Source organism: Paraglaciecola sp. L1A13 (assembly GCF_009796745.1).
Classification (GTDB): Bacteria; Pseudomonadota; Gammaproteobacteria; order Enterobacterales; family Alteromonadaceae; genus Paraglaciecola.
The window spans coordinates 4395418-4421962 of the sequence record NZ_CP047024.1 but is presented as its reverse complement, the minus strand read 5'-3'; the positions used below and the strand labels follow the sequence as shown (position 1 = coordinate 4421962).

Below are 26545 nucleotides of genomic sequence, written 5' to 3'. Positions count from 1 at the left end.
CTATCCATATTTGAACAATGAATGAGGAAAGAAAATGACAGTACAACAGACAATAGAAGATAAATTACAGACTGGTTTTTCACCTTCCCATTTACAGGTTGTGAATGAGAGCTTTATGCACAATGTGCCAAAAGGTTCTGAAAGTCATTTTAAAGTGGTTATTGTTAGTGATGAATTTACTGGTAAGCGTTTAATAGGCCGTCACCGTGCAGTGAATGAAGTATTAGCATATGAATTAGCGAATAGTATTCATGCTTTGGCTATCCATACTTACACTGAGCAAGAGTGGATTACACTACAAGAACAGTCACCAGACTCACCTAATTGTATGGGAGGAGCGAAGTTATAAGTGTCCACATTAAGGGGAAATATGACGAAAACGCAATGTTGATGTATGGTTACTCCGTAATATTCCAAAAAAACAATAAAATATAAGGTTCATTATTATGCAAAAAGTAAATCCATTAAATTTAATATTAGCTATTTTCCTACCGCCGTTAGGAGCCTTGTTACAAGTAGGCCTTAGTGCACATTTTTTCTTAAATATATTACTAACTTTATTTGGTTTTATACCCGGCGTTATCCATGCAGTATGGCTTGTTTTAAAAAATAAATAGTAAGCGTTCATCACCAAATCATCTGTTCAGAGTTGTTTAATCGCTCTGGGCAATTACAATGTACGCCGATCTTTTGATAGGAATAAATGAATATGGTTATTAAGCCAAAGATCCGTGGCTTTATTTGTACAAATGCGCATCCAGACGGTTGTGCCGCGAGTGTTGCCCAGCAGATTGAATATGTAACGTCTCAAGGTGACCTTGGTAATGGTCCGAAGAATGTACTGGTCATCGGTTCATCGACTGGTTATGGCTTGGCATCACGAATTGTTTCTGCCTTTGGCTATGGCGCAAATACGCTAGGGATATGCTTTGAAAAAGCGCCCAGTGAACGTAAAACCGCCACTGCTGGTTGGTATAATACCGCTGCTTTTCATAAACAAGCTAAGACTAAAGGTCTGTTCGCTGAAACGATAAACGGCGATGCGTTCTCTAATGAAATTAAAGCTCAGGCTATCGAAACCATTAAGCGTGAGATGGGACAAGTTGATCTGGTCATATATAGCCTGGCATCCCCTCGTCGAACTGATCCTGAAACAGGTGAAGTTTATAAGTCTACCTTGAAGCCTGTAGGGCAAGCCTATACCACTAAAACCTATGATACAGATAAAGACCGTATCCACGATATATCCCTTGAGCCTGCAAATGATGATGAGATTGCACAAACCATTAAAGTCATGGGTGGGGAAGATTGGGAATTGTGGTTAGCGGCGCTTGCTGATGCTGGTTTACTCGCAGATGGCTGCAAAACTACCGCTTATACTTATATAGGTAAAGAGCTGACTTGGCCTATTTATGGTCAGGCAACTATTGGTAAGGCAAAAGAAGATTTAGACCGAGCTGCAGCCGCCATCGTGAGTAACAATAAAGCTAAGCACGTTGAAGCCTATGTTTCCTCTTTAAAAGCCCTTGTTACGCAAGCAAGTTCTGCAATTCCTGTCATGCCTTTGTATATTTCGTTGATTTATAAAGTGATGAAGGAAGAAGGCACCCATGAAGGGTGTATCGAACAAATCAAAGGTTTATTTACCGAACGTTTGTTTGCTGATTCACCTCAATTGGATGAAATGGGTCGTTTACGCATGGATGGAAAAGAAACCAATGATGCGACCCAGGCAAAAATTAAGGCCTTGTGGGACCGAGTGACCCAAGAGAATTTTCATGAGTTAAGTGACTATGCTGGATATCATCATGAGTTCTTGAAACTCTTTGGTTTCGATATTGAAGGTGTAGATTACGAAGCGGAACAAAATACGTTAGCAGATTGGGAATAATCATCTCTCATATTTTCTAACGATACAAAACCGCCGATATTGGCGGTTTTTTTCTATCATCCCACACAATGTAAATACGAGTTATTCGCATGCATTGTGGCGGTGAATGTTAATATATTGTTGTTTTTTCTAGGTCTAGAGACAAGATGCGGATAATGACGATAAAATACACTAAAAAAATAGTGCTTAAGCACATTTGCCATGGCAGAACCGCTTCGGATAATGTTAAAATTCCGGAGTTAGATGAAGTGAAAATTTCATCACTATTTAATTTTTTCTATCAATAATAATAAAATATCGGGTCTAGCTACGCTTCCAGAGTGAGATGCTCAAGAGAGTCGTTAGGCAATTACATTTACAAAATAACATCCATAATACTCATCACGAATAGGTTTTTTGTCAGCAAGTCACCGCGATTGATGGCATGTAGCTGAAAGGCTAACCGTGATGTGTATTGACTTTAGAGTAGTGCTATTGCGTATGATTAAAATCAAGAAAGGGTTAGATCTTCCGATTACGGGAGCGCCAGAACAAAAAATTCACGATGGTCCAGTGATTACTAAGGTTGCTGTATTAGGTGAAGAATACATTGGTATGCGTCCAACTATGCATGTGCAAGTTGGTGATAAAGTGCAAAAAGGCCAAATGCTGTTCGAAGACAAAAAGAATCTAGGTGTGAAATTTACCGCCCCTGCTTCTGGTACTGTCATCGAAGTTAACCGTGGTGCAAAACGTGTTTTGCAATCAGTGGTTATCCAAGTGGAAGGCGATGACGCGGTAGTTTTCGACAAATATGCCGAATCTGAACTGTCATCTATCGCGGCTGATAAAGTGCAAAATAATCTAGTTGAATCTGGATTATGGACTGCCCTTCGCACACGCCCGTATAGCAAAATACCTGCATTGGATAGCAAACCCCATTCAATTTTCGTCAGCGCAATGGATACAAGTCCACTTGCGGGTGACCCCGCGGTTATTATTGCTCAGCGTAGTGCTGACTTTATCAACGGTTTACGCGTTATTTCGTGTTTGACCGAAGGTAAGGTCTTCGTGAGCAAAGCACCTGGTGCTGATATTCCAGTGGGTGACGTAAAAGTCGATGTAAACGAATTTTCTGGGCCCCATCCAGCAGGTTTGGTCGGCACACATATCCATCATTTGGATACGGTAGGTGTGGGCAAAAAGGTTTGGCATGTTGGCTATCAAGATGTGGCTGCTATCGGTGCTTTATTCACTTCGGGTACACTTAACAGTGAACGTGTTGTGTCATTAGCGGGTCCTGCGGCTAAAAAACCTCGCTTAATCAAAACGGTACTCGGTGCAAGTATCAGTGAACTTATCTCGGGTGAAACTACAGAAGGCGATGTGCGTGCTATTTCGGGTTCGGTTTTACAAGGGAATAATGCCCATGGTGTTCACGGCTATATTGGTCGTTACCATGTGCAAATTTCGTTGATTAAAGAAGGCCGCGAAAAAGAATTTCTAGGCTGGATTAAGCCTGGTGCTAATCAGCATTCAGTTACACGAGCTTATTTAGCACATTTCAGTCCCAAGAAATTATTCAATATGACCACAACGACTAATGGTTCAGACCGTTCTATGGTGCCAATTGGTAACTATGAGCGCGTTATGCCGTTAGACATTTTACCAACTTTATTGTTGCGTGATTTGATTTCTGGTGACACTGATGGTGCTCAAACATTGGGTTGTTTGGAGTTAGACGAAGAAGATTTAGCGCTTTGTACCTATGTTTGCCCAGGTAAATATAACTACGGGCCGATCTTGCGCGAGAGTCTAGACAAGATTGAGAAAGAGGGTTAACTCATGGGTTTAAAAGCATATTTAGAGAAAATTGAACCTAACTTTGAAGCGGGTGGTAAATACGAAAAATGGTATGCGCTTTACGAAGCTGCTGCGACTATTTTTTATACCCCAGGTAAAGTTAATAAAGCGGGTACTCACGTACGTGACAGTATTGATCTAAAACGTATTATGATTTTTGTTTGGGCTGCGACTTTCCCTGCTATGTTCTACGGTATGTACAACATAGGTCAGCAAGCTCATAGCGTTATTCTTAACGCTGGCGCAACAATGCCTGATACGTGGCAAGCAGCGCTATTTACTACGTTGGGCGGTCAAATTGGTCTTGAGTCTACGGGTGGTTTAGCCATGTTCCTTTACGGGGCATGTTTCTTCTTACCCATCTACGCAGTAACCTTCATTGTCGGCGGTTTCTGGGAAGTGCTCTTCGCTTCAGTACGTAAGCATGAAATTAACGAAGGTTTCTTCGTTACCTCTGTGCTGTTCGCATTGACGCTACCTGCCACTATTCCTTTATGGCAAGTAGCATTAGGTATCACCTTCGGTGTGGTAATTGCTAAGGAAGTATTTGGCGGCACTGGACGTAATTTCTTAAACCCAGCTCTTTCTGGTCGTGCATTTTTGTATTTCGCTTATCCTGCTCAAATTTCAGGAGATGCAATTTGGACTGCAGCAGATGGTTTCTCTGGTGCAACTTGGTTAAGCCAAGCCGCAGCCGGTAACGTGTCTGACTGGAGCTTGAATGCTGATTGGTGGGACGCCTTCTTCGGTAACATTCAAGGTTCTGTAGGTGAAGTTTCGACTTTAGCTATCTTACTTGGTGGGTTATTCATTATATATATGCGTATCGCCTCATGGCGCATCGTGTTGGGTGTTTTGTTGGGCGGCGCGGTATTTAGTACCTTGCTTAACGTCATTGGCAGCGACACTAACGCAATGTTTGCTATGCCGTGGTACTGGCACGTGGTTACCGGTGGATTTGCCTTTGGTATGTTCTTTATGGCGACAGACCCTGTATCGGCGTCATTCACCAATACCGCTAAATGGGCCTATGGCTTCTTAATCGGTTTGATGTGCGTATTGATTCGTGTGCTTAACCCTGCTTTCCCTGAAGGCATGATGTTGGCAATCTTGTTCGCGAACTTATGGGCTCCATTATTCGATTATTTCGTCGCTCAAAGCAATATTAAACGGAGGATGGCACGTGTCGGCTAAAAAAGAAACATTAGGCAAAACGGTCGGCGTTGTTATCGCCGTATGTTTAGTTTGCTCAGTTATTGTATCTACGGCGGCCGTTGGTCTTCGTTCACTACAAGAAGCAAACGCTAAACTAGATAAGCAAACAAATATTTTAGAATCAGCAGGTTTGCTTGAACCTGGTCAAAGTAAAGATCAGATCGCTGCTACCTATGCAGAGCGTGTTGAGCAAAAATTCGTAGATTTGGCAACGGGTCAATATGTCGAAAAAGATGCTGATTACGATATGTATAAAGCGGCACGCGACCCAGATAAAAGTATTAAACCAGTACCTGATACAGCGGGTATTCTGCGCCGACCTAATGTGGCAAGCGTATACTTAGTTAAGAATCCCGCTGGTGAAGTTACCCGTATCGTGCTGCCTATTAATGGCAGTGGTTTATGGAACCTAATGTACGCCATGCTTGCAGTGGACTCTGACGGCAACACTGTGCGTGAGCTGGTTTATTACGATCAAAAAGAAACTCCGGGTCTTGGCGGTGAAGTTCAGAACCCTGAATGGAAAGCGAAGTGGGACGGTAAGAAATTGTATAAAGATGGTGAAGTGGCTATCGACGTAACTAAGGGGGCTGATGCAAATGACCCTTACGAAGTTGACGCTTTATCTGGTGCTACGCTAACCAGTAATGGCGTGCAAAATACACTTGATTATTGGCTGGGTGAGAATGGCTTCGGCCCTTACCTTAAAAACCAACCATGGAAATCGTGAGAGACTAGATAATGGCTGATACTAAAGAAATGAAAAAGGTATTGTTTGGGCCAATCCTAGACAATAACCCAATTGCACTACAAATCCTGGGCGTATGTTCAGCATTAGCAGTAACCACTAAGTTAGAAACGGCATTAGTAATGTCACTCGCTCTTACCGCGGTAACGGCATTTTCTAACTTATTTATCTCTATGATCCGTTCACAAATACCGTCTTCGGTACGTATTATCGTACAGATGACGATTATTGCGTCTCTGGTAATCGTAGTGGATCAAATCCTTAAGGCATATTCTTACGAGATATCTAAGCAGCTCTCGGTATTTGTTGGTTTAATTATTACCAACTGTATCGTAATGGGTCGTGCAGAAGCCTTCGCTATGAAGAGCCCGCCTTTTATTAGTTTCCTTGACGGGATTGGTAATGGCTTAGGTTATTCTTTTGTATTGATTGTTATTGGTACAATTAAAGAGTTATTTGGTTTCGGTACTATTCTGGGTTTCGAAATTCTACCTCTTATACAAAACGGCGGTTGGTATCAAGGTAATGGCTTGCTTATTTTGCCATTCAGCTCGTTCTTCTTAATCGGTGGTTTAATTTGGTTCATTAGAACGATTAAACCTGAACAAGTAGAGCCTAAGGAGTAATTTCGTGGAACATTATATTAGTTTATTTATCCGTTCTATCTTCCTAGAGAACATGGCGTTGTTCTACTTCTTAGGGATGTGTACGTTTTTGGCCGTATCTAAAAAAGTGAAAACGGCTATGGGTCTAGGCGTTGCGGTTATCGTGGTATTGACTATCTCGGTTCCGGTAAACCAGTTGGTTTACGCTAATATTCTTGCACCTGGTGCATTGGCTTGGGCGGGTTTCCCTGATACTGACTTAAGCTTCTTGAGCTTTTTGACCTTTATCGGTGTTATCGCCGCGTTGGTTCAAATTTTGGAAATGACTTTAGATAAGTACTTCCCTGCGCTTTACAATGCGCTCGGTATATTCTTACCTTTGATCACTGTTAACTGTGCGATTTTTGGTGGTGTTGCATTTGCCATTCAACGTGACTACACCTTCACCGAAAGTATTTTCTACGGTGCTGGTAGTGGTGCAGGTTGGGCATTGGCGATCACATTGCTTGCAGCAGTGCGTGAGAAACTTAAGTATGCAGATATGCCAGAAGGCGTGCGTGGTTTAGGTTCCGTATTTATGATTGCAGGATTAATGGCATTGGGTTTCCAGTCATTTTCCGGCGTATCAATTTAATCGAAACCGAATAGGAGTATTTAGATGTTAGACATTTATCTTGGCGTAGGAATGTTTATTGCCATCGTTCTAGCTTTGGTTTTGATCATTATGTTTGCCAAATCAAAGTTAGTGCCAGAAGGCGAAGTGACCATTTCTATTAATGGTGACCCAGATAAAGCGATTACCGCTCAACCTGGTGATAAGTTATTAGGTGCCTTAGCAAATTCAGGTATTTTTGTATCATCAGCATGTGGTGGTGGTGGTTCATGTGGTCAGTGTCGCGTGGATATTAAATCAGGCGGTGGCGAAATTTTACCTACAGAACTTGATCACATCAGTAAGCGTGAAGCGAAAGAAGGTTGCCGTCTGTCTTGTCAGGTTTCTATTAAACAAGACATGGATATTGAGCTTCCTGAAGAAATTTTTGGGATCAAAAAGTGGGATTGCGAAGTTATTTCTAACGATAACAAAGCGACCTTCATTAAAGAGCTTAAGCTTCAAATTCCCAATGGTGAAAGTGTGCCTTTCCGTGCCGGTGGTTATATTCAAATTGAAGCACCAGCTCACCATGTTAAGTATAAAGACTTCGATGTTCCTGAAGAATATCGCGGTGATTGGGAACGTTTCGGCTTCTTTAATATTGAGTCTAAAGTGGACGAAGAAACAATTCGTGCATATTCCATGGCTAACTACCCGGAAGAAGAAGGCATTATCATGTTGAACGTGCGTGTGGCTTCACCGCCGCCGAACAACTTGTCTTTACCTGCAGGTAAAATGTCTTCATATATTTGGAGTTTGAAAGAAGGCGATAAAGCGACTATTTCTGGTCCATTTGGTGAGTTCTTCGCTAAGAAGACTGAAGCTGAAATGGTATTTATCGGCGGTGGTGCAGGTATGGCGCCAATGCGTTCTCATATCTTCGACCAACTTCGTCGTCTTAAAACAGATCGTAAAATTTCTTTCTGGTACGGTGCCCGTTCTTTACGCGAGATGTTCTATGTAGAAGATTTCGATATGTTGCAAGAAGAGAACGAGAACTTTAAGTGGCATGTGGCTTTGTCTGATCCCCAACCAGAAGATAACTGGGAAGGTATGACAGGTTTCATTCACCAAGTATTGTTGGAAAACTACTTGAAAGATCACCCAGCTCCAGAAGATTGTGAGTTCTATATGTGTGGTCCGCCTATGATGAACGCAGCTGTTATCAGCATGCTGAAAGACCTAGGTGTTGAAGATGAAAACATCATGCTTGATGACTTCGGTGGTTAATTAAGGTGTATTAGATAACTATCTAAGCCGAGTTAGTACAGCATATAAATAAGGGACTTCGGTCCCTTTTTTAATTTAGGTAATTCTATGAAAATGAGTGAAGGGTACATGGCAAGGTTTATTGGTGTAATTGCCTTTTTGTTGTTACTTTGTAGCTGCAGTCAGGCACCTGTAGAGACCCATTTGACCGGTCATACCATGGGCACAACTTACAACGTTAAATTTGTGAATAGCGGGAAAGTCGACGAACAACAATTGCACGATAATATTGATGCAGCGTTAGTCAAAGTAAATGAACTGATGTCTACCTATGACCCTGATTCAGAGCTATCACGCTTTAATCAATGGAACAGCGAAGCGCCTTTTCCTTTGTCACCAGAAACCCTAACGGTAATGCGCGAAGCTAAGCGTTTAGGCGAGTTAAGTCATGGTGTATTAGATGTGACCGTAGGGCCTCTGGTTAATCTTTGGGGTTTTGGTCCCGATGCCAAACCTGACAAACGACCTTCTGAGCAAGTGGTGGCCCAAGTTAAGGCTCGTACGGGATTAGATAAATTGCATTTATTGGATAATGCGGCAAAAAAAACTGAAAGCGATTTGTATGTCGACTTGTCTACTATTGCTAAGGGGTATGGTGTTGACGTTGTTGCTGACCTACTAGACGAGAGTGGGCTACATGACTACTTGGTAGAAATCGGTGGTGAGATGCGTGTTGCTGGTCATAAAGCCAGTGGCAGAGAATGGCGGATTGCCGTTGAAAAGCCGGTATCAATGGAGCGTGCAATACAAGACATTATTTCTATTGGTACCAACGCGGTGGCAACATCTGGGGACTACCGCAACTACTTCGAAGAAGACGGCGTGCGTTATTCACATTTGATTGATCCGCGTACTGGCGCACCAATCACCCACAACTTAGTGGCAGTAACTGTGGTGCATCCGTCGTCCATGACCGCTGATGGTTTAGCGACAGCCCTAATTATTATGGGTAAAGATGAAGCCCTTAATGTAGCGTTACACAATGATTTAGCGGTATTGATGATCACTCGAGAAAACGGTGAGTTTAAAGAGTATACTACGCCGAAATTCGAGCCATTCATTAATCGCGAATGATCATTAACCGACAATAACCGACTGCGAGGTGATATTTTGAGTACTTTTATTTTAGCATTTGTGTGTTTCTTAGTCGTGGCGATAGCCATGTCGTTAGGCTATTTGGTGCAACGAAAAGCTATTGCGGGTAGTTGTGGCGGTTTAGGTTCGTTAGGCATTGATAAAGCCTGTGATTGTCCAGAACCCTGTGATCGCAAAAAAGCGCGTTTAGAACGCGAAGAAGCACGGCAAACGAAGCTGAACGAATGGAAACAGAACCAAATCCTATAAAGAAATAGGCGTTAGCATGACCGCCAGTGAGATTTACGTTGACTCTGGCGGATAATAACGCAAAATAACTGTTTTTAAATACAGTTGTTTGCAAGATGCGTAAGATCATACACATCGATATGGACTGTTACTATGCAGCAGTCGAAATGCGTGATAATCCCCAATATCGCGCAGTCCCCTTAGCGATAGGTGGCAGCGCCGATCGCCGCGGGGTTATATCAACTTGTAATTACCTTGCTCGAGAATATGGTGTTAGATCTGCAATGGCTACAGCTTATGCCCGTAAGCTCTGTCCTGATTTAGTCTTAGTGCCTGGTCGCATGTCCCTTTACAGTGAAATATCACAGCAAATACGTAAAATATTCCTGCGTTATACCGATAAAATCGAGCCCCTGTCTTTAGATGAAGCATATTTGGATGTGACCGACAGCGATTTGTTTTCCGGCAGTGCTACCTTAATTGCTCAAGATATAAGGCGCGCTATATTTGAAGAAACCCAACTGACCGCATCAGCGGGGGTCGCACCTTGTAAATTTGTAGCTAAAATCGCCAGCGATGAAAATAAGCCTGACGGAATATGTGTTATCACACCTGATACTCAAGATGCATTCGTTAAAAAATTACCGCTAGGTAAAATTCCTGGGGTAGGCAAGGTTACTTTACACAAGCTCAACAATATGGGGTTGTTTACCTGCCAAGACGTCCGAGAGTATCCCTTTGAATCGTTTGTGAAATCATTTGGCAAATTCGGTCCTATTATTTGGGATCGAAGTCATGGCGTAGATGACCGAGAGTTAACGGTTAGCCGCAAACGTAAGTCAGTTGGCGTAGAGCGCACCTTAGCCCAAGATATCACTACAGACGAAGCCTGCTTGGCGATGCTTGAGAGCTTGTATCCCCTGTTGCTTGAACGATTGGAAAAAGCCAGCCCAAAGTATGAAATTCAAAGTCAGGGTGTCAAATTAAAATTTAACGACTTTCAGCAGACGACGGTCGAGCATAGGCACAGCACACTTGATAAGGAGTATTTTAAAAGCTTACTCCATGAAGCGTTGAGTCGAAGGAAGACCCGCGGAATTCGTCTTGTGGGCTTGTCGGTTGGATTACCAGAAAAAATTGATGTGCAACAGCTTGTTTTTGAATTTGAAAATAATCCATCTCTTACCCACAATGACTAGTCAGTAAAGGATCCTCTACTGAGGATTACCTCTGACCAAACGACAAGGTATACTCCATTAATTACGGTATATATAAGGTTATTTATGAGTATTCAAATTGGCAAATATCGCCATTACAAAGGTAACGATTATGAAGTTATCGGTGTGGCAAGGCATTCAGAAGATGAGTCGGAGCTTGTGGTCTATCGCCCTCTGTACGGTGAACGTGGTTTATGGGTTCGCCCTTTATCGATGTTTCTAGAATTTGTTGAAATAGACGGTGAGTCAATCCCGCGGTTTGCGCGTATAACTGACTAGATATTAATTTCAGTTAAAGCCCGGAATTAAGTGAACTGAAATTGCCGTGACTTCGTTCATTTAGATATTACTTATAATAATAGGAAACATGATGACAAATTTGATGATGAAAACGATTGGTTTAACCTGTATCGCTTTTACAGCACTGGCATCCGCTGCTGCGACTGCTGCTGATGATGATAAATACGCTGATGTAAAAATAGCAACGCAAGCACTTAGTGGGTCTGTTTATATGTTGACGGGAGCTGGCGGTAATATAGGTGTGTCAGCGGGTGAGGAAGGTATATTGATTATTGATGATCAGTTCGCTCCTTTAGCGGAAAAAATATCTTCTGCAATTGGCGAAATCGCCAAGCAACCTATGAAATATGTTATCAATACTCATTATCATGGTGATCATACTGGTTCGAATGCTTACTTTAAAGAGGTGCATGACAGCACCATATTTGCACACGACAATGTGCGTAAGCGCTTAGAAGCCAATAGCGATCATGTACATGCAGCGTTACCTGTTGTGACGTACGAACAAGGTCTGACTTTCCACTTTAATGACGACACTATACGCGTTATGTATTTACCTGCAGGCCACACTGATAGCGACAGTGTAGTGTGGTTTGAAAAAGCCAATGTGTTACATGCGGGAGACTTGTTCTTTCAGGGACGCTTTCCGTATATTGATTTAGCAGGCGGCGGAACCGTTAAAGGTTATATTGCGAATGCGACTAAGCTGATTGGTATGCTTGATGATGAAACTAAAATCATCCCAGGGCATGGCGACTTAGCCACTAAGCAAGATTATCAAGCTGCTTTGAATATGATGCAGCAGACCGCAAAATATGTAGCGGATAAAAAATCAGCCGGAGCCAGCTTGTCCACCCTTATTGAACAGGGTTTAGATGATAAATGGCAGGATTGGGCGTGGAATTTTATCACTGAAGAAAAATGGATAACTACCCTATATAACGATCAGTAAGCCATTTTTATTAGCCTCGAACAACTTGTTCGGGGCCAATTAGGCTTAATTTCTCTATTTATATCGGCATTAGTGGTTCTTACTGTCGAAAACTTTTACACCTCCAACCCAAGTTTCAAGCACCTTTGTTTTCCATATATCCTGTGGGGGAATAACAAATATATCTTGGTCGAGCAAAATAAAGTCGGCCCATTTCCCCGGCGTTAACGTGCCCAATATTTTCTCTTGATGAGCAGCATAGGCGGCATTTAGGGTAAAGGCTTTGAAGGCTTGTTCTACACTGACCGCTTCACCTTTTATCCAACCTGCGTCGGGCTTATTTTCTCTGTTCTGGCGAGTGACCGCTGCATGTAGGCCGAAAAAGGGGTTAGCTAATTCAACGGGAAAATCTGAACCAAAAGTCACTATAGAACCTTGCTTCTCAAATGTTTGCCATGCGTACGCACCCTTCAATCGCATTTTGCCGATACGTTCTTGCGCCATATTCATATCGCTTGTTGCGTGGGTAGGCTGCATTGACGGAATGATCTCTAATGATTTGAATCTAGGTATGTCAGATACTTCAATCACCTGTGCATGCTCTATGCGGTTGCGTAAGTGCTGGCCTCCAATACGTGAAAAGGTATCTTCAAACTGATCAAGCGCTAATCTATTCCCACGATCACCAATTTCATGGATGTTAAGCTGAAAACCTCTACCAATAATAAGATCAAATAGTGGCTTGAGTTGCTTTTGTGGTGTTAAAAGAAGCCCTTTATTGTCTTGGTCATCAGAGTATGGGGCAAGCATTGCCGCTCCACGACTGCCTAACGCACCGTCGCCGTAAACTTTAACACTGCGAATTGCTAAATAATCGTATTGGTCGTAGACAGGACCTTTGGCCAGCATTTCAGCTAGCTTGGGATCTTCGGCGGAAATCATGGCGTAAATACGCATGCTTAGGGCCTTCTCTTGGCTGCGCTTAATATAGTATTGATAAGTCTCATAACCGATACCTGCTTCATGAACGCTTGTCACACCCAGTGAAAGTAGATGCTCGCTTGCTGCATCAAGTTTGCGCTTTAACGATTTTTCCGTGTCTTGTGGTAGCTTTTCCCAAAGCATAGTCATAGCGTTATCAATTAAAATGCCGGTAGGAACACCATTATTGTCACGCATAATTTGCCCACCTGGCGGGTCCAATGAATCCTTAGTTATGCCTGCTATCTGCAAGGCTTTACTATTTGCCCAGCCTGCATGCCCATCTACTCTTGATATCCATACGGGGCGGTCTTGAATATACTCATCGAGCATGGCAGCAGTAGGAAACTGCTGTCCAGGCCAAAGTACTTGATTCCATCCACCACCTAAAACCCAGTCAAGGTCGGGATTTTGTTGTGCATAATCACGGACTTTTTCAGCTGATGCTTTCGCGCTGGCAATATCTCTAACATCCACTTCTAATAGGGTTTCTCCTAATCCTAGGATATGTCCGTGAGCATCGATAATACCAGGAAGAAGTATGTGCTGCTGACCATCAATAACTTGTGCATCAGGGTATTGATTGGCTAGGTTACGACTGCCAATAGCTAATACTTTGCCGCTATCAAATATGAAATCTGTAAATTCTATAAGTTTTCCTGCTTCGTCGAGAGTATAGCCTTGAATATTTTTTATATGAGACGGTGCAGCTAAAACGCAAAAGCTAAATATACTGATCAGCAATATGTAGATGTGTTTCATCGTGTAATCCTTGCCTATGTTTCGGGACGCATTCTTGGGCGTCTGCAATAAACTGAACCAAGCATAAAACTTGCCCTAAAAGTGTTAATTATGCAAATTTGGTACACGAAATTAACAATTCACAGATACAAAAAAGCCCCGCTTGTATACACAAGCGGGGCTTTTAACACTAGCTGTAATTAGCGATTACTTCTTAGCGTTACGCTCTTTAGTTTCTGCAATTACTTTTTCAGCTACGTTATTAGGACACGGTGAGTAGTGTGAGAACTCCATAGAGAACTGACCACGACCTGATGTCATAGTACGTAGTGAACCAATGTAGCCAAACATTTCAGCCAAAGGTACGTCAGACTTAATACGTACACCTGTTACACCAGCTTCTTGATCTTTGATCATGCCACGACGACGGTTTAAGTCACCGATAACATCACCAACGTGATCGTCAGGCGTGAACACATCAACGTTCATGATAGGTTCAATCAACTGAGGACCTGCTTTAGGGATCGACTGACGGAACGCACCTTTCGCCGCGATTTCGAACGCGATTGCTGATGAATCCACTGCGTGGAAGCCACCGTCAAGCAATTCAACTTCAACATCAAGCACAGGGAATCCAGCTAATACGCCTTTACCCATCATGCTCTTAAAGCCTTTTTCAATGGCTGGGAAGAATTCTTTAGGAACGTTTCCGCCAACAACTTTAGAGTTAAATGTGAAGCCAGAATTTGCTTCGCCAGGTTTGATTGTGTAATCAATTTTACCGTATTGACCTGAACCACCAGACTGTTTCTTGTGGGTATACGAGTCTTCAACAGATTGTGTGATGGTTTCGCGGTAAGCAACTTGAGGCTCGCCAACAACCAAATCAACACCATAAGTACGCTTAAGGATGTCAACTTTGATATCTAAATGAAGCTCACCCATTCCACGAAGAATAGTTTCACCAGAATCTATATCAGTTTCAACACGGAAAGTAGGATCTTCAGCTACCATCTTACCGATAGCAATACCCATTTTCTCAGAACCGCCTTTGTCTTTCGGTGTTACCGAAATGGAGATTACAGGTTCTGGGAATACCATGGCTTCTAGCGTACAAGGGTGCTTCGGATCACATAAAGTGTGACCTGTTTGTACGTTCTTCATGCCCACGATAGCGATAATATCACCAGCATGTGCAGAACTGATTTCTAGACGCTCATCAGCTTGCATCTCAACCATGCGACCAATACGCTCAGTTTTACCTGTAAAGGAGTTAAGAATGGTGTCGCCTTTGTTCAATTTACCTGAGTAAATACGTATAAAGGTAAGAGCACCAAAACGGTCATCCATAATTTTAAAGGCTAATGCACGAAGTGGTTCATCTACAGATACTGTAGCGTACTCACCGATCGCATTACCTTCTTCATCGGTCAATGGCTGAGGATCAACTTCTGTTGGGCAAGGCAAGTAATCAACAACGGCGTCAAGTACGTTTTGTACGCCTTTGTTTTTAAAGGCTGATCCACAGAATGTTGGGAAGAAAGAAAGATTGATAGTACCTTTACGAATACAACGTTTAATTTCTTCTAGAGAAGGCTCTTCACCTTCCATATAAGCCATTAATAAATCGTCGTCTTGCTCAAGTGCAGTTTCAACCATCATTTCACGGTATTCTTCAACTTTGTCTACCATGTCCGCAGGAACATCAGTGACTTCAAAGTTTTCAGGAAGACCAGTGTCATCCCAAACGTAAGCTTTACGAGTAAGTACGTCTACAACACCAACGAAATCATCTTCGATACCAATTGGTAACGTCATCACCAAAGGATGCGCCGCTAAGACTTTTTTGATTTGACCACAAACGCGGTAGAAATCAGCACCCATACGGTCTAATTTGTTGATGAAAATAACACGAGCTACTTCTGATTCGTTCGCATAGCGCCAGTTAGTTTCTGATTGTGGTTCAACACCACCAGAACCACAGAATACGCCGATACCGCCATCAAGTACTTTAAGCGAACGGTAAACCTCTACAGTGAAGTCAACGTGCCCAGGGGTGTCGATAACGTTAAAACGGTGTTCTTTCCAGAAACAACTTACAGCTGCTGATTGGATAGTAATACCGCGCTCAGCTTCTTGTTCCATAAAGTCAGTGGTAGATTCACCATCATGTACTTCACCGGTTTTGTGGATCTTACCGGTAAGCTTCAAAATTCGTTCTGTTGTGGTAGTTTTACCCGCATCAACGTGGGCGAAAATACCGATGTTTCTGTAATGTGATAAGTCTGTCATTGCTTCAACTTCAGTCTGAGTAAAAATTGCGCGTGATTATACAAGATATTTCCGCGGGATATTGATTTTCTTTTAGCTAAATCTAAATATTCACACTTTTTGTATGTATTTAATGCGAACATTTAAAAGAAGTCGCGGACTTTACATGGTTTCACATGTTGAATAAAGCGCTGTTTTGTTTATTTTATAGGCAAGTTGCACTGTGCTGGTAAGTGCATTTATGATTTGCTTAGATATTGTGTTGTTTTTCGCTCTTTCATCAAACACCAATATATCTCTAGCGCTTAGACATCGGCATTACTCGATTTCGACCAAGGGATTTTGCTTCGTATAATTGTTTATCCGCCGCTTCAATAAGGGCGAGGGGATTCATCCCTTCTTGAATCTCTACTACCCCAAAAGAGGCGCTGATACCTTCGAGTACTTTGGCGCTACGTTTGTCTCTTACGCCGATTTTTTCAATCGAGCGGCGCATGGTTTCGGCGATTTGTCTCGCCATATCAAATTTACAATTAGGCACGATAATAGCGAATTCTTCTCCACCAAAGCGAAATGCCTGTGCGCCATTACGACAAGCTGCTTGAAGCTTTTTAGCGCTGGCTTTTAGTACGAGATCGCCCATCACATGTCCATGGGTATCGTTGATCACTTTAAAGTTGTCTAAATCCACCAAGATTAAACACATGTTCGGGCGCATGGCTTGTGCAGCCAGTTCTTCATCAAAATATCGCCTGTTACACAATCCAGTAAGTGCATCATATAGCGCGGCTTGCTGACTTTTTTCCAGTTGATTTTTTAGCCGGCTAATTTCACGCTCAGCATCCATTAAGGCGGTATTAAATGAGAGAGTTGTGCCGCGAATCTGTTTAGTCTGGGTGACTAACGAGCGGACTAACTCCATGACTTCTTCCATACTTAGCCCTTCACGCTCGACTTTAGCTAAGTCATCCATGCAGGTGTCCATGGTGCTTTTGAACGCACGGGTTTCGCTGCGGGTGTCTTTGACCGATTGAGATAACTCTACAATCATCCTTTCAATCGATTGCCTTAATTCCCATACGTCTACATCTTGATCGTTGGCCACGTGTTTACGATACAACTCTCTCTTTTTGGCGGCAGATAACGGTAGATTGTGCTGTACGGCTTGATCTAAAGTTTCGTTGAGCGTAGCTGACTCGTTACTTACATAGGTATACCAAAGCGCATAATTCAGGGGGATAGGAGGGATCTTATGCTTAAGCAACAATGGAATAGTTTGTTTTAGATGCTTAAATGAATTCTCTAAATCGTTATTAGACACACGTTTTGCTCAGGCAGCCAGATGTTTTTTAAGCTTACCAGACTAATATGGTTCGTCCAGAAATAGTGTTTATGGTATCGAAAGAACAATAATTAAAGCAGCGGCTGAATATTCATACCGCTGCATTATTAGTTACTCGTAGGCGTTAATGTACCCAGTGGTGCTTTTCGGCTTTTTGCTGAATACTGTTATGCGTGGCTTGTGGCATAAATAAATGGTTGTTATTTTCGAAGAAAAAAGCAGGTCGTTTGGTTTTGCTGTCCACTTCGTTCATCGTTGCTGCGTCATATACACGACCATTGATAACGGTGTAGCTTACATACTCGCTGCGACGAATATCTGTTAGTACATCACCGTCTATTATCATCATGTCGGCCAGTTTTCCTGCTTCGATGCTGCCAAGCTGCTTACCCATTCCTAGGTGCGAAGCACCATCTATGGTGCCACCACGTAGGGCTTCCCATGGCGTAAAGCCCCCTTGGGTCATTAACCATAGCTCCCAATGAGCGGCGAGCCCTTCACGCTGTCCATGAGCGCCTATATGTACACTTACTCCTTTGTCACGGAGTGTTTTAGCATATTGTGCTACGTATACATGATTGTATTGATTATCCGGCGCAGTGGGACGACGGATAGAACGCTCATCTAGTAAAAAGCTTGGGGTGTAACGTAGCAAACGCTCGTTCTTCCATACTTCGGTGCGATCATACCAGTATTCTTCGCCCATTAAGCCACCATAAGACACGACAAAGGTTGGGGTATAACCAAAATCAGTTTGTTGCCAAAGTGATGTTAAATCTTGATATCCCTTGGCAATTGGCAATGAGTGCTCTAAACCCGTGTGGCCATCGACTAACATAGAAATATTCTGTTGGTACTTACCGCCACCTTCAGGCACTACCATCAGTTCTAATTCGCGGGCTGCAGCCAAAATCTGTTGACGCTGATCGCGACGTGGCTGGTTATAACTTTTTACTGAAATAGCCCCTGCATCTTTAAGGCGTTTTAAATGCGTTAATGCGTCATCATAGCTGTTGATAATAGCTTTATATCCTAGTGCTTCAGCGCCATAAATAATGGTACCGGTTGAATAAGTGCGCGGAGCTACGCGCTTACCTGCTTTTTGTAACTCAGCAGCGGAAAATATTTCAGACGTATCATTAGATGGGTCGTGAATAGTGGTAACCCCAAATGCCAGTGCTGAGTACATACTCCAGTTTTGATTGGGAATGATTTCGTTACTGCCTTGTGCTCCGTGGGCGTGTGAGTCAATCAAGCCAGGTAGTATTGTCTTGCCACGAGTATCGATTTCTTGGGCACCGCTTGGTATCTCAAGTTCCGAGCGTTTACCAACAGCAAAAATTTTATTGTCTTTGATAATAACGACAGCATCTTCAATTACTTCCTGTTGATTATCAGCATCACGCATGGTGACGACTGTTCCGCCAATGAGTGCTTTATAACCTGATGGTTTGTCGGATTTTTGTTTAAATGATAACGAAATACCTTCGGTAACTGGCTCAGGTAGTTTTTCCGTTGCCTGGGGAACAAATGCAAAAGCATCTTTCAATTCTCGTTCATAGTATGTTGCGGCGTGATACCAGCTCAGTGCTTTACTGTCGCTGCGCCATGTCAGATATTCGCCTGCGCGGTCAGATAGCTGCTTAATAGGAATAGTTGTGCTTGCAGGACCGATGTCCTGACGCTTACCAATTTCTGTAAACGGAGCCACATAGGCCTTGTATTGATACACAAAGGCAATCCATTTTTTGTCTGGCGACAAACGATACTCTGCTATTTTGTCCGCTCCATATAAGTGTTCTCGCTTATCCTCGCCATTTAAATTAACACTAACAAGTTGTTGTTCAGGATAATCAGAGCCCGGCACCGACTGCGTAATGTAAACTCGACTATTGTCACCAGCGAAATGGGGAGCACTACCACTTTTGGCCACACGTTTATGTTGCTTACCTTTAGCTGTCGCAATATAAATACCTGGTTCAACCGAATACTCGGGAGATAATAAATATCCACCGGTTTTCTTGTTATAGGTAATAAGCTTATCGTCAGTGGAGAAGCTAGGCTCTATATAGTGGCCAGGCGCAATCGTAATCACTTTTTCAGAGCGACCTGATGATGATACAGTGCGCACGCTTCCTAAGGTTTGATCATTCCAAGTGGTAAACACGATTCGCTTGCCGTCGTGTGAAAAGCGCGGGTAATACTCATCATGATCATTTTGTTTGGTTAAACGTTTCGTTTTGCCGCTTTCAATATCTTTAACATATAACTTGCCTAATGCCTGAAATATGATGCTTTTACCATCGGGAGATTTTTGTGCCCAACGCGTCATTTTAATATCGAATGTATCGGGGGCAACATCAACGTCAAATCTTAATGCGTCGGCATATCGCACTTTAGATTGGACTCGAACAGGGATATTGCTGAGTGCTTGCGTTTCCACATCTAAACTATGGAATTTCCCTGCCGTCCAAAACACGATCGTCTTTGAATCAGGGGTCCAGTCAAAATAGGGGAAATATCCTTCTGATCCAAAGCCTTCTTGCATGTCTCGTTCGAGCTCTAAATAAAGAGGCGTTTCAGTCCCAGTCTGGATATTTTTGATAAATAGAGCGGTTTTCTCTTTTATTCGACGGATAAAAGCAATGTGTTTGCCATCTGGTGATGGAGTAGGGACAACGGCGCCGCCGGTACCACTGATATAGCGTTCTTCTTCACCAGAGGTTAGGTCGTAGCGCGTAATGGCAAAAATACCCTTTAGCGGGTCACGGTTATAATCAAAAGTACTACCAGAAGAAATATCTTGGGTGTAATAAAGGTATTTTCCATCAGGAGAAAATGCAGGATCAGCGATATTCTTTTGGTCTGAATTGCCATTTACACGTTTTTTAATAACCATACCATCGCCACCTGAATGGTGATAAAGCCAAATTTCCCCAGCGGGGATACTTCGACTAGACATAATTCCTTTATTCGCGACTATATATTGACCGTCAGGACTCCACTTGGGGGAATGAATTAAATTGTTTTTCTCTTGTGTGACCTGCACCATTGCACTGCCATCTATATTCATCACCCAGACATTCGAGAGGCCGTCTCTGTCAGAGATAAATGCCACTTTTTTACCGTCAGGACTAAAGGTTGGCTGTATGTTCCAAGCAAAATCTTGGGTCAGGGATTTCGCATCACCACCATTTATAGAGCTAATGTAAATATCGCCCAGCATGTCAAATACAAATTGTTTGCCGTTTGGCGAAACGTCAAGGCTAGACCAAGTGGTCTCGTCGGTATCTATGTTTACTTCATGCAACTCAAACGGTGGGTTTAATACATCCCATTCCGGTTTGTTGTCTTTTTCTTCACGTTCGACGGTAACTTCACTTTCTTGAATTTCGCTGCGACTGAGTGCTTCGCCCCCGAAAGTTAACATTGCACTGAGTAAAGCCCAGTTAACGACATTTATAGACATACTATTTCCCTGATCGATTATTATTATTAAGACACACCTGAAAGCGCAGATGGAATATACAAAAGTTCACTTTTGAAGACCAGTTTTCCTACTACGAACAGCTTAGTAAATTTATTATTTATGTGAACTTATGTTCACACTATGATTGGATTTGCCTTACCCGCCGGCAAGCATTTGAATTTGCGCTATATCCGTATCACCTTTAATAACTTTAAGAATGCCGTCTTGAATCAGGGTGCGCATACCATCATTCATTGCTTGTGCTTTTAACTGACTTACAGGTGCCGTTTTATACACCAGCGATCGTAACGCTGGCGTCATGCTGAGTAATTCATGTACACCCGTTCGGCCTTTATATCCTGTGTTACCGCAAATCTCACAGCCTTTTGGTTTGTGTAATATCAGTGGTGATGCCAGTTCGAGCTCAGGTAAGTAGTCAGCGCCATACTGGCGTTTAATAAAATCCATATCTGTATCGGTGGCCGGTGTGGCTTCTTTACAACTCTTACATAAGGTGCGAACAAGTCGCTGGGCAAGAATGCCGATGCAAGCATCTGTAAAATTGACCGGGTCTATGCCTAAGTCGAGCAAGCGAGTTATGGTTTCTGGTGCTGAGTTGGTGTGTAGAGTTGAAAATACCAAATGACCTGTTAATGATGCTTCAACGCCAGCATGAGCCGTTTCTTTATCACGCATTTCACCAATTAAGATTATATCGGGGTCTGCACGCAAAAAAGCACGTAGCGCGCTGGCGAAAGTGAAGCCGATCCGCGGGTTTACTTGAACTTGCTGTAAACCAGGTTGAGTGATTTCGACTGGATCCTCGGCGGTCCATATTTTTTTGTCCGGCGTGTTAATGTGACCTAAAACCGCATGTAAGGTCGTTGTTTTCCCAGAGCCAGTGGGTCCAACGACTAATAAAATTCCGTGGGGCTTTTCAATCATCCTTAAAATGGTTTGATGATTAGCAGGGGATAAATTCATTTTCTCCATAGGCAATGCTCCACCCGTAGCAAGAATTCGCATGACGACGCCTTCGCCCGCAACAGTCGGAATAGTCGCTACGCGCACTTCTATTATTTGACCGGATAATTTGAAAGCCAACTTGCCATCTTGGGGCAAACGTTTTTCGGCAATATTAAGATTAGACATGATTTTAATACGCGCGATGACAGCATTGTGATGAGAAGCGGGTACTTGGGTAATATCTCGACAGACACCATCAATACGCATACGTACACGCGTTGGTGCATTTTTTTCTGCATCTATATGTATATCTGATGCTTCGAGCCTTTTAGCATCATGCAATATCCGACTAACAAGGCGCACGACTGCAGGCGTATCGTCAGACATATCATCCATTTGCTCATCGGTCTCCTGACCGCTAGTACCGATTTCATCAAGTATTTCATCCATTGCGCCAGGGCCAGCACCACCTCCATTGGCTTCTCCAAGATATTGCAAAATCGTATTGGGCAGTGCCACGGATATACCATAGCTATCTATCCCCAAAGCACTTTCGATTTCCATCAAAAGACTAGCATTGCTTGGTTGCGCCATAAGTACGGTGGGTCGATCAGTCGAATCAGTGATAACGGCGACAAAATTGCGCTTGAGATAAGACAGATTGAGTTTGCTATCACTTTGATAAAGTCTAAAACGGTCAGGTTTATAACCCATATATGGCACTTGATAGTGAACCGACAGGGCGATACCCATTTCGTCCTCAGGGATACGTTTCTCGGTCATTAAGCGCTGAACAAGTAGTTCGTGCTCAGGATTTGCTTGTACAAATTTATTTAAGGTCGGCTCATCGATTACTTTCCTATGAACAAGATAATCAAAAGGTTGGCTGGTGCCACCGAGTTCATAGCGAAATTTGTTGCCTAGCGTTTGCGCAACTTTGCCGGCGAGTGCCAAATCGGCCGATTGAAAAGCACCGTCATTCTTATTAATAATCTGCATAATGCCCATTAACACACCAGCGTTTAATATAGGAATACAAATTAAATTCTGTGTCCTAAATGCAGAGTGTTTATCGAACTTATCCGCAAATTTCAATCGAGGGTGAATCGCCGATAATTCATCGCTACTATATGGATCATTAATAATGAGGGGGGTTTGACTAAGCGCTACATAACCGGCGATAGAATGGGGGCTAATAGGAACTTTGATTTCCTGTACTTCGTTACCTGTTTTAAAACGAGCCACCAGATCTTGATGTTGCATCCTACGCTGGAAAATACTCATACGTTGCGCTTTAAATAATTTCAGCAACATAGGTTCCAGCGAGTCGTAAACACTTAATAAAGAAGGCGCGTTCGCCAATAGATGCTTAAGGTCTTGTAGAGCAGATTGTTGTTCCATAGGAGTCAGCTTCAGTGTTGTTTTTATTATTTGCTATAGCATCACTATAGCCGAGGGAATATGCGGATAACACCGTTTTGCTAGAACTAAAGCTACCTTAGCTAACTGCGCAGCAACGTTGTAAGCAGTTAAACTCGATTATTTTACAAACCGCTGTTGCAAAAGTAAGCGATACAGGTATAATTCGCGCCCACTTGTCCAGAAGGGCAATGGTTTTTGACTTAAGCTTCGGCATGATGTCATTAAATACAGGACCCTAATTTTGGGTTAGCAGTTTTCATTCATCCCCCTACCTTAAATAGAAAAGGTAGTCGAGGATGGTTTTTTTTGTTCTTTCGATTGGAGCTTAATCGATGCCAAATCAAAGAATTCGTATTCGTTTGAAAGCGTTTGATCACAAGTTGATCGATCAGTCCACGGCTGAAATCGTTGAAACAGCGAAGCGTACCGGTGCTCAGGTTAGTGGACCTATTCCTCTACCTACCCGTAAAGAGCGTTATACAATACTTACTTCGCCTCACGTAAACAAAGATGCACGTGATCAGTATGAAATTCGTACACATAAGCGTTTGGTGGATATCATCGAGCCTACTGATAAAACAGTAGATGCCTTGATGAGATTGGACTTGGCTGCCGGTGTTGATGTTCAAATCAGCCTGGGCTAACAAGAGAGGGTTTTAACAATGGCGATTGGTCTTATCGGTCGTAAAGTTGGTATGACACGCATCTTCACTGAAGACGGCGTATCAATACCAGTGACTGTTATAGAAGCCACCCCGAACCGTGTTACTCAGTTACGCACTGACGAAACCGACGGGTATACAGCGCTTCAAGTAACCGCTGGCGACAAAAAAGCGAACCGCGTTAACAAAGCAGCAGCAGGTCATTTTGCTAAAGCTGGCGTGGAAGCAGGTCGTGGTTTATGGGAATTCCGTTTAGACGGCAACGAAGGCGAAGGCATAGAAGTTGGCAGTGAAATTACTGTTGAAATTTTTGCTGACACCAAAATGGTTGACGTTGTAGGGACTTCTAAAGGTAAAGGTTTCCAAGGTGCTATTAAGCGCTGGAACTTTAGCCACCAACGTAACACACATGGTAACTCATTGTCTCACCGTGCTCCTGGTTCAATTGGCCAAAACCAATCACCAGGTAAAGTCTTCAAAGGCAAAAAAATGGCCGGTCAGATGGGAAATAAACGTGTGACTGTTCAGTCTTTGGATGTAGTACGTGTTGACGCAGAGAACAACCTTCTTCTAGTAAGAGGCAATGTTCCTGGAGCGCCAGGTGGCGACGTCATCATCAAAGCTGCAATTAAAGCGTAACGTCTGGGGAGTTAAGTGATGGAATTAGTATTGAAAGATGCGCAAAGCGCTCTTGAAGTATCCGAAGCAACCTTTGGACGTGAATTTAACGAAGCACTAGTACATCAAGTAGTAGTTGCATTCGGTGCAGGCGCCCGTCAGGGTACTAAAGCACAAAAAACACGCTCTGAAGTTCGTGGTGGTGGTGCCAAACCTTGGCGTCAAAAAGGAACAGGTCGTGCCCGTGCTGGTACAATCCGTAGTCCTATCTGGCGTTCTGGTGGTGTAACATTTGCTGCTAAGCCACAGGATCACAGCCAAAAGGTTAACAAGAAGATGTACCGTGGTGCGATACAAAGCATCCTATCTGAATTGGTACGTCAAGAACGTTTAATCGTGGTTGAAAAGTTTTCAGTTGAAGCGCCTAAAACGAAAGAATTAATTTCTAAGTTAAATGAGCTTGAACTAAGTGATGTACTAATCGTAACGTCTGAAGTTGATGAGAACTTGTTCTTAGCAGCTCGCAACTTATATAAAGTTGACGTACGTGACGTGCAAGGCATTGACCCAGTCAGCCTAATCGCATTCGAAAAAGTGTTGATAACTGCTGATGCAGTAAAAGCATTAGAGGAGGCGTTAGCATGATTAACGAAGAACGTCTTTTAAAAGTGGTTTTAGCACCACATGTTTCTGAAAAAGCAACGCTTGCAGCTGAAGTTAACAACACTGTTGTTTTCAAAGTGCTTAAAGATGCGAACAAAGAAGAAATCAAAGCGGCAGTTGAAAAATTGTTCGAAGTTGAAGTTAACTCTGTTCGTACCGTAAACGTTAAGGGTAAAACCAAGCGTCACGGTTCATCTTTCGGTAAGCGTAAAGACTGGAAAAAAGCGTACGTTGTGCTTAAAGAAGGTCAAGACATCGACTTTGCTGGCAGCGAAGGCTAAGAAGGGGACTAGACATGCCATTATTGAAAGCTAAGCCGACTTCTGCTGGTCGTCGTCACGTAGTTCAGGTTGTAAACCCTGATCTACACAAAGGCGCTCCTTATGCTCCTTTGCTTGAAAAGAACAGCAAATCTGGTGGCCGTAACAATAACGGACGTATTACAGTACGTCACGTTGGTGGTGGCCACAAGCAACACTATCGTGTTATAGATTTCAAACGCAATAAAGATGGCATTCCAGCCAAAATTGAGCGTTTAGAATATGATCCGAACCGCTCTGCTAACATCTGTTTGGTGTTATATGCAGATGGTGAGCGTCGCTATATCTTGGCTCCTAAAGGTGCTAAAGCGGGTGATCAGATTCAATCTGGTTCAGACGCTGCGATCAAAGCTGGTAATACTTTACCTATGCGTAACATCCCAGTAGGTACTACGGTACACGCTATTGAGATGAAACCTGGTAAAGGTGCACAAATTGCTCGTTCTGCTGGTCAATACGCACAGATCCTAGCGCGTGCCGAAGGTTATGTAACTCTTCGTCTACGTTCTGGTGAAGTTCGTCGTGTATTAGCAGACTGCCGTGCCACTATTGGCGAAATCGGTAATGCAGAACACATGCTACGTTCACTTGGTAAAGCCGGTGCAAACCGTTGGCGCGGTATCCGCCCAACAGTTCGTGGTGTTGCCATGAACCCGGTAGATCACCCACATGGTGGTGGTGAAGGACGCACATCAGGCGGCCGTCACCCAGTTTCACCTTGGGGTGTTCCAACTAAGGGTAAGAAAACCCGTAGTAACAAGCGTACCGATAAACTTATCGTACGTCGTCGTAATAAGTAACAGCGAGGATTCACCATGCCACGTTCTCTCAAGAAAGGTCCATTTATAGACCTCCACTTGCTGAAGAAGGTTGAGGCTGCAGTGGAAAAGAACGACAAGAAACCAATCAAAACTTGGTCTCGTCGTTCTATGATCATCCCAGATATGATTGGGTTGACCATTGCGGTCCATAACGGTCGCCAGCACGTTCCAGTTTTCGTCAGTGACGAAATGGTCGGCCATAAGTTGGGCGAATTTGCGCCAACGCGTACTTACCGCGGCCATGTCGCGGATAAGAAAGCTAAGAGATAGGGG

The 26545-nt window shown here is 43.1% G+C and carries 25 protein-coding genes; 20 read left to right on the top strand and 5 right to left on the bottom strand.

What is annotated here, in order from left to right; translation table 11 throughout:
• The first annotated feature begins 34 nt into the window (after positions 1–34).
• From bolA to GQR89_RS18640, 14 genes are all read left to right on the top strand, one after another.
• The gene (gene bolA / locus GQR89_RS18705; RefSeq protein WP_158771467.1) at positions 35–349 is read left to right on the top strand and encodes a transcriptional regulator BolA; all 315 of its coding nucleotides are present in this window, start codon (positions 35–37) and stop codon (positions 347–349) included.
• Between the two features lie 97 nt (positions 350–446).
• Entirely contained in the window at positions 447–617 is a 171-nt protein-coding gene (locus GQR89_RS18700) for a YqaE/Pmp3 family membrane protein (RefSeq protein WP_158771465.1), read from the top strand.
• Positions 618–709: 92 nt separating this feature from the next.
• A complete protein-coding gene (gene fabV, locus GQR89_RS18695) occupies positions 710–1891 on the top strand; it encodes an enoyl-ACP reductase FabV (protein WP_158772324.1) in 1182 nt (393 codons plus the stop codon).
• 480 nt (positions 1892–2371) lie between these two features.
• Complete coding sequence (locus tag GQR89_RS18690) at positions 2372–3712, top strand: Na(+)-translocating NADH-quinone reductase subunit A (RefSeq protein WP_199271341.1); 1341 nt, start codon at positions 2372–2374, stop codon at positions 3710–3712.
• Positions 3713–3715: 3 nt separating this feature from the next.
• Entirely contained in the window at positions 3716–4927 is a 1212-nt protein-coding gene (locus GQR89_RS18685; RefSeq protein WP_158771461.1) for an NADH:ubiquinone reductase (Na(+)-transporting) subunit B, read from the top strand.
• On the top strand, positions 4917–5678 hold the full coding sequence (locus GQR89_RS18680) for a Na(+)-translocating NADH-quinone reductase subunit C (RefSeq protein ID WP_158771459.1): 762 nt from the start codon (positions 4917–4919) through the stop codon (positions 5676–5678). Before GQR89_RS18685 ends, GQR89_RS18680 begins: the two co-directional genes overlap by 11 nt.
• 11 nt (positions 5679–5689) lie before the next feature.
• Positions 5690–6322 carry an NADH:ubiquinone reductase (Na(+)-transporting) subunit D gene (locus tag GQR89_RS18675; protein ID WP_006992653.1) on the top strand — a complete coding sequence of 211 codons (633 nt, stop codon included), beginning with the start codon at positions 5690–5692 and terminating at the stop codon, positions 6320–6322.
• A gap of 4 nt (positions 6323–6326) precedes the next feature.
• Positions 6327–6935 carry an NADH:ubiquinone reductase (Na(+)-transporting) subunit E gene (nqrE, locus tag GQR89_RS18670; protein WP_158771457.1) on the top strand — a complete coding sequence of 203 codons (609 nt, stop codon included), beginning with the start codon at positions 6327–6329 and terminating at the stop codon, positions 6933–6935.
• 24 nt (positions 6936–6959) lie between these two features.
• Positions 6960–8186, top strand: coding sequence for an NADH:ubiquinone reductase (Na(+)-transporting) subunit F (gene nqrF / locus GQR89_RS18665; RefSeq protein ID WP_158771455.1), 1227 nt, complete (start codon positions 6960–6962; stop codon positions 8184–8186).
• A 93-nt stretch (positions 8187–8279) separates the two neighbouring features.
• Positions 8280–9299 carry an FAD:protein FMN transferase gene (locus GQR89_RS18660; RefSeq protein ID WP_370461087.1) on the top strand — a complete coding sequence of 340 codons (1020 nt, stop codon included), beginning with the start codon at positions 8280–8282 and terminating at the stop codon, positions 9297–9299.
• Positions 9300–9335: 36 nt separating this feature from the next.
• Positions 9336–9569, top strand: a complete 234-nt coding sequence (gene nqrM / locus GQR89_RS18655; protein WP_158771451.1) for a (Na+)-NQR maturation NqrM — start codon at positions 9336–9338, stop codon at positions 9567–9569.
• Positions 9570–9664: 95 nt separating this feature from the next.
• Positions 9665–10747, top strand: coding sequence for a DNA polymerase IV (gene dinB / locus GQR89_RS18650; protein ID WP_158771449.1), 1083 nt, complete (start codon positions 9665–9667; stop codon positions 10745–10747).
• Between the two features lie 84 nt (positions 10748–10831).
• Positions 10832–11044: a DUF1653 domain-containing protein gene (locus GQR89_RS18645; RefSeq protein WP_158771447.1), complete on the top strand. Its 213-nt coding sequence runs from the start codon at positions 10832–10834 to the stop codon at positions 11042–11044.
• A 106-nt stretch (positions 11045–11150) separates the two neighbouring features.
• Positions 11151–12017 carry an MBL fold metallo-hydrolase gene (locus tag GQR89_RS18640; RefSeq protein ID WP_158772323.1) on the top strand — a complete coding sequence of 289 codons (867 nt, stop codon included), beginning with the start codon at positions 11151–11153 and terminating at the stop codon, positions 12015–12017.
• A gap of 69 nt (positions 12018–12086) precedes the next feature.
• On the opposite strand, the gene GQR89_RS18635 is transcribed toward GQR89_RS18640, so the two are convergent.
• The 5 genes from GQR89_RS18635 to GQR89_RS18615 all read right to left on the bottom strand — a co-directional run bounded on the left by GQR89_RS18635 (position 12087) and on the right by GQR89_RS18615 (position 23167).
• On the bottom strand, positions 12087–13739 hold the full coding sequence (locus tag GQR89_RS18635; protein WP_158771445.1) for an amidohydrolase: 1653 nt from the start codon (positions 13737–13739) through the stop codon (positions 12087–12089).
• A gap of 186 nt (positions 13740–13925) precedes the next feature.
• The gene (gene fusA, locus GQR89_RS18630; RefSeq protein WP_158771443.1) at positions 13926–16010 is read right to left on the bottom strand and encodes an elongation factor G; all 2085 of its coding nucleotides are present in this window, start codon (positions 16008–16010) and stop codon (positions 13926–13928) included.
• A gap of 277 nt (positions 16011–16287) precedes the next feature.
• Complete coding sequence (locus GQR89_RS18625; protein ID WP_158771441.1) at positions 16288–17310, bottom strand: GGDEF domain-containing protein; 1023 nt, start codon at positions 17308–17310, stop codon at positions 16288–16290.
• A 145-nt stretch (positions 17311–17455) separates the two neighbouring features.
• Positions 17456–20800 (bottom strand): amidohydrolase family protein, encoded by a 3345-nt coding sequence (locus GQR89_RS18620; protein WP_158771439.1) that lies wholly within the window; start codon positions 20798–20800, stop codon positions 17456–17458.
• Between the two features lie 156 nt (positions 20801–20956).
• Positions 20957–23167, bottom strand: a complete 2211-nt coding sequence (locus tag GQR89_RS18615) for a GspE/PulE family protein (RefSeq protein WP_158771437.1) — start codon at positions 23165–23167, stop codon at positions 20957–20959.
• Positions 23168–23520: 353 nt separating this feature from the next.
• On the opposite strand from GQR89_RS18615, the gene rpsJ reads away from it, so the two are divergent.
• The 6 genes from rpsJ to rpsS are packed head-to-tail and all read left to right on the top strand — an operon-like array spanning position 23521 to position 26542.
• Complete coding sequence (gene rpsJ / locus GQR89_RS18610; protein ID WP_006992667.1) at positions 23521–23832, top strand: 30S ribosomal protein S10; 312 nt, start codon at positions 23521–23523, stop codon at positions 23830–23832.
• Positions 23833–23850: 18 nt separating this feature from the next.
• Positions 23851–24489: a 50S ribosomal protein L3 gene (gene rplC, locus GQR89_RS18605; protein WP_158771435.1), complete on the top strand. Its 639-nt coding sequence runs from the start codon at positions 23851–23853 to the stop codon at positions 24487–24489.
• A gap of 18 nt (positions 24490–24507) precedes the next feature.
• The gene (rplD, locus tag GQR89_RS18600; protein ID WP_158771433.1) at positions 24508–25113 is read left to right on the top strand and encodes a 50S ribosomal protein L4; all 606 of its coding nucleotides are present in this window, start codon (positions 24508–24510) and stop codon (positions 25111–25113) included.
• A complete protein-coding gene (gene rplW, locus GQR89_RS18595) occupies positions 25110–25412 on the top strand; it encodes a 50S ribosomal protein L23 (protein WP_007104264.1) in 303 nt (100 codons plus the stop codon). The genes rplD and rplW overlap by 4 nt, the downstream gene beginning before the upstream one ends.
• A 14-nt stretch (positions 25413–25426) precedes the next feature.
• Complete coding sequence (gene rplB, locus GQR89_RS18590; protein ID WP_158771431.1) at positions 25427–26251, top strand: 50S ribosomal protein L2; 825 nt, start codon at positions 25427–25429, stop codon at positions 26249–26251.
• A 15-nt stretch (positions 26252–26266) separates the two neighbouring features.
• Entirely contained in the window at positions 26267–26542 is a 276-nt protein-coding gene (gene rpsS / locus GQR89_RS18585; protein WP_011573392.1) for a 30S ribosomal protein S19, read from the top strand.
• The last annotated feature ends 3 nt before the right edge of the window (positions 26543–26545 follow it).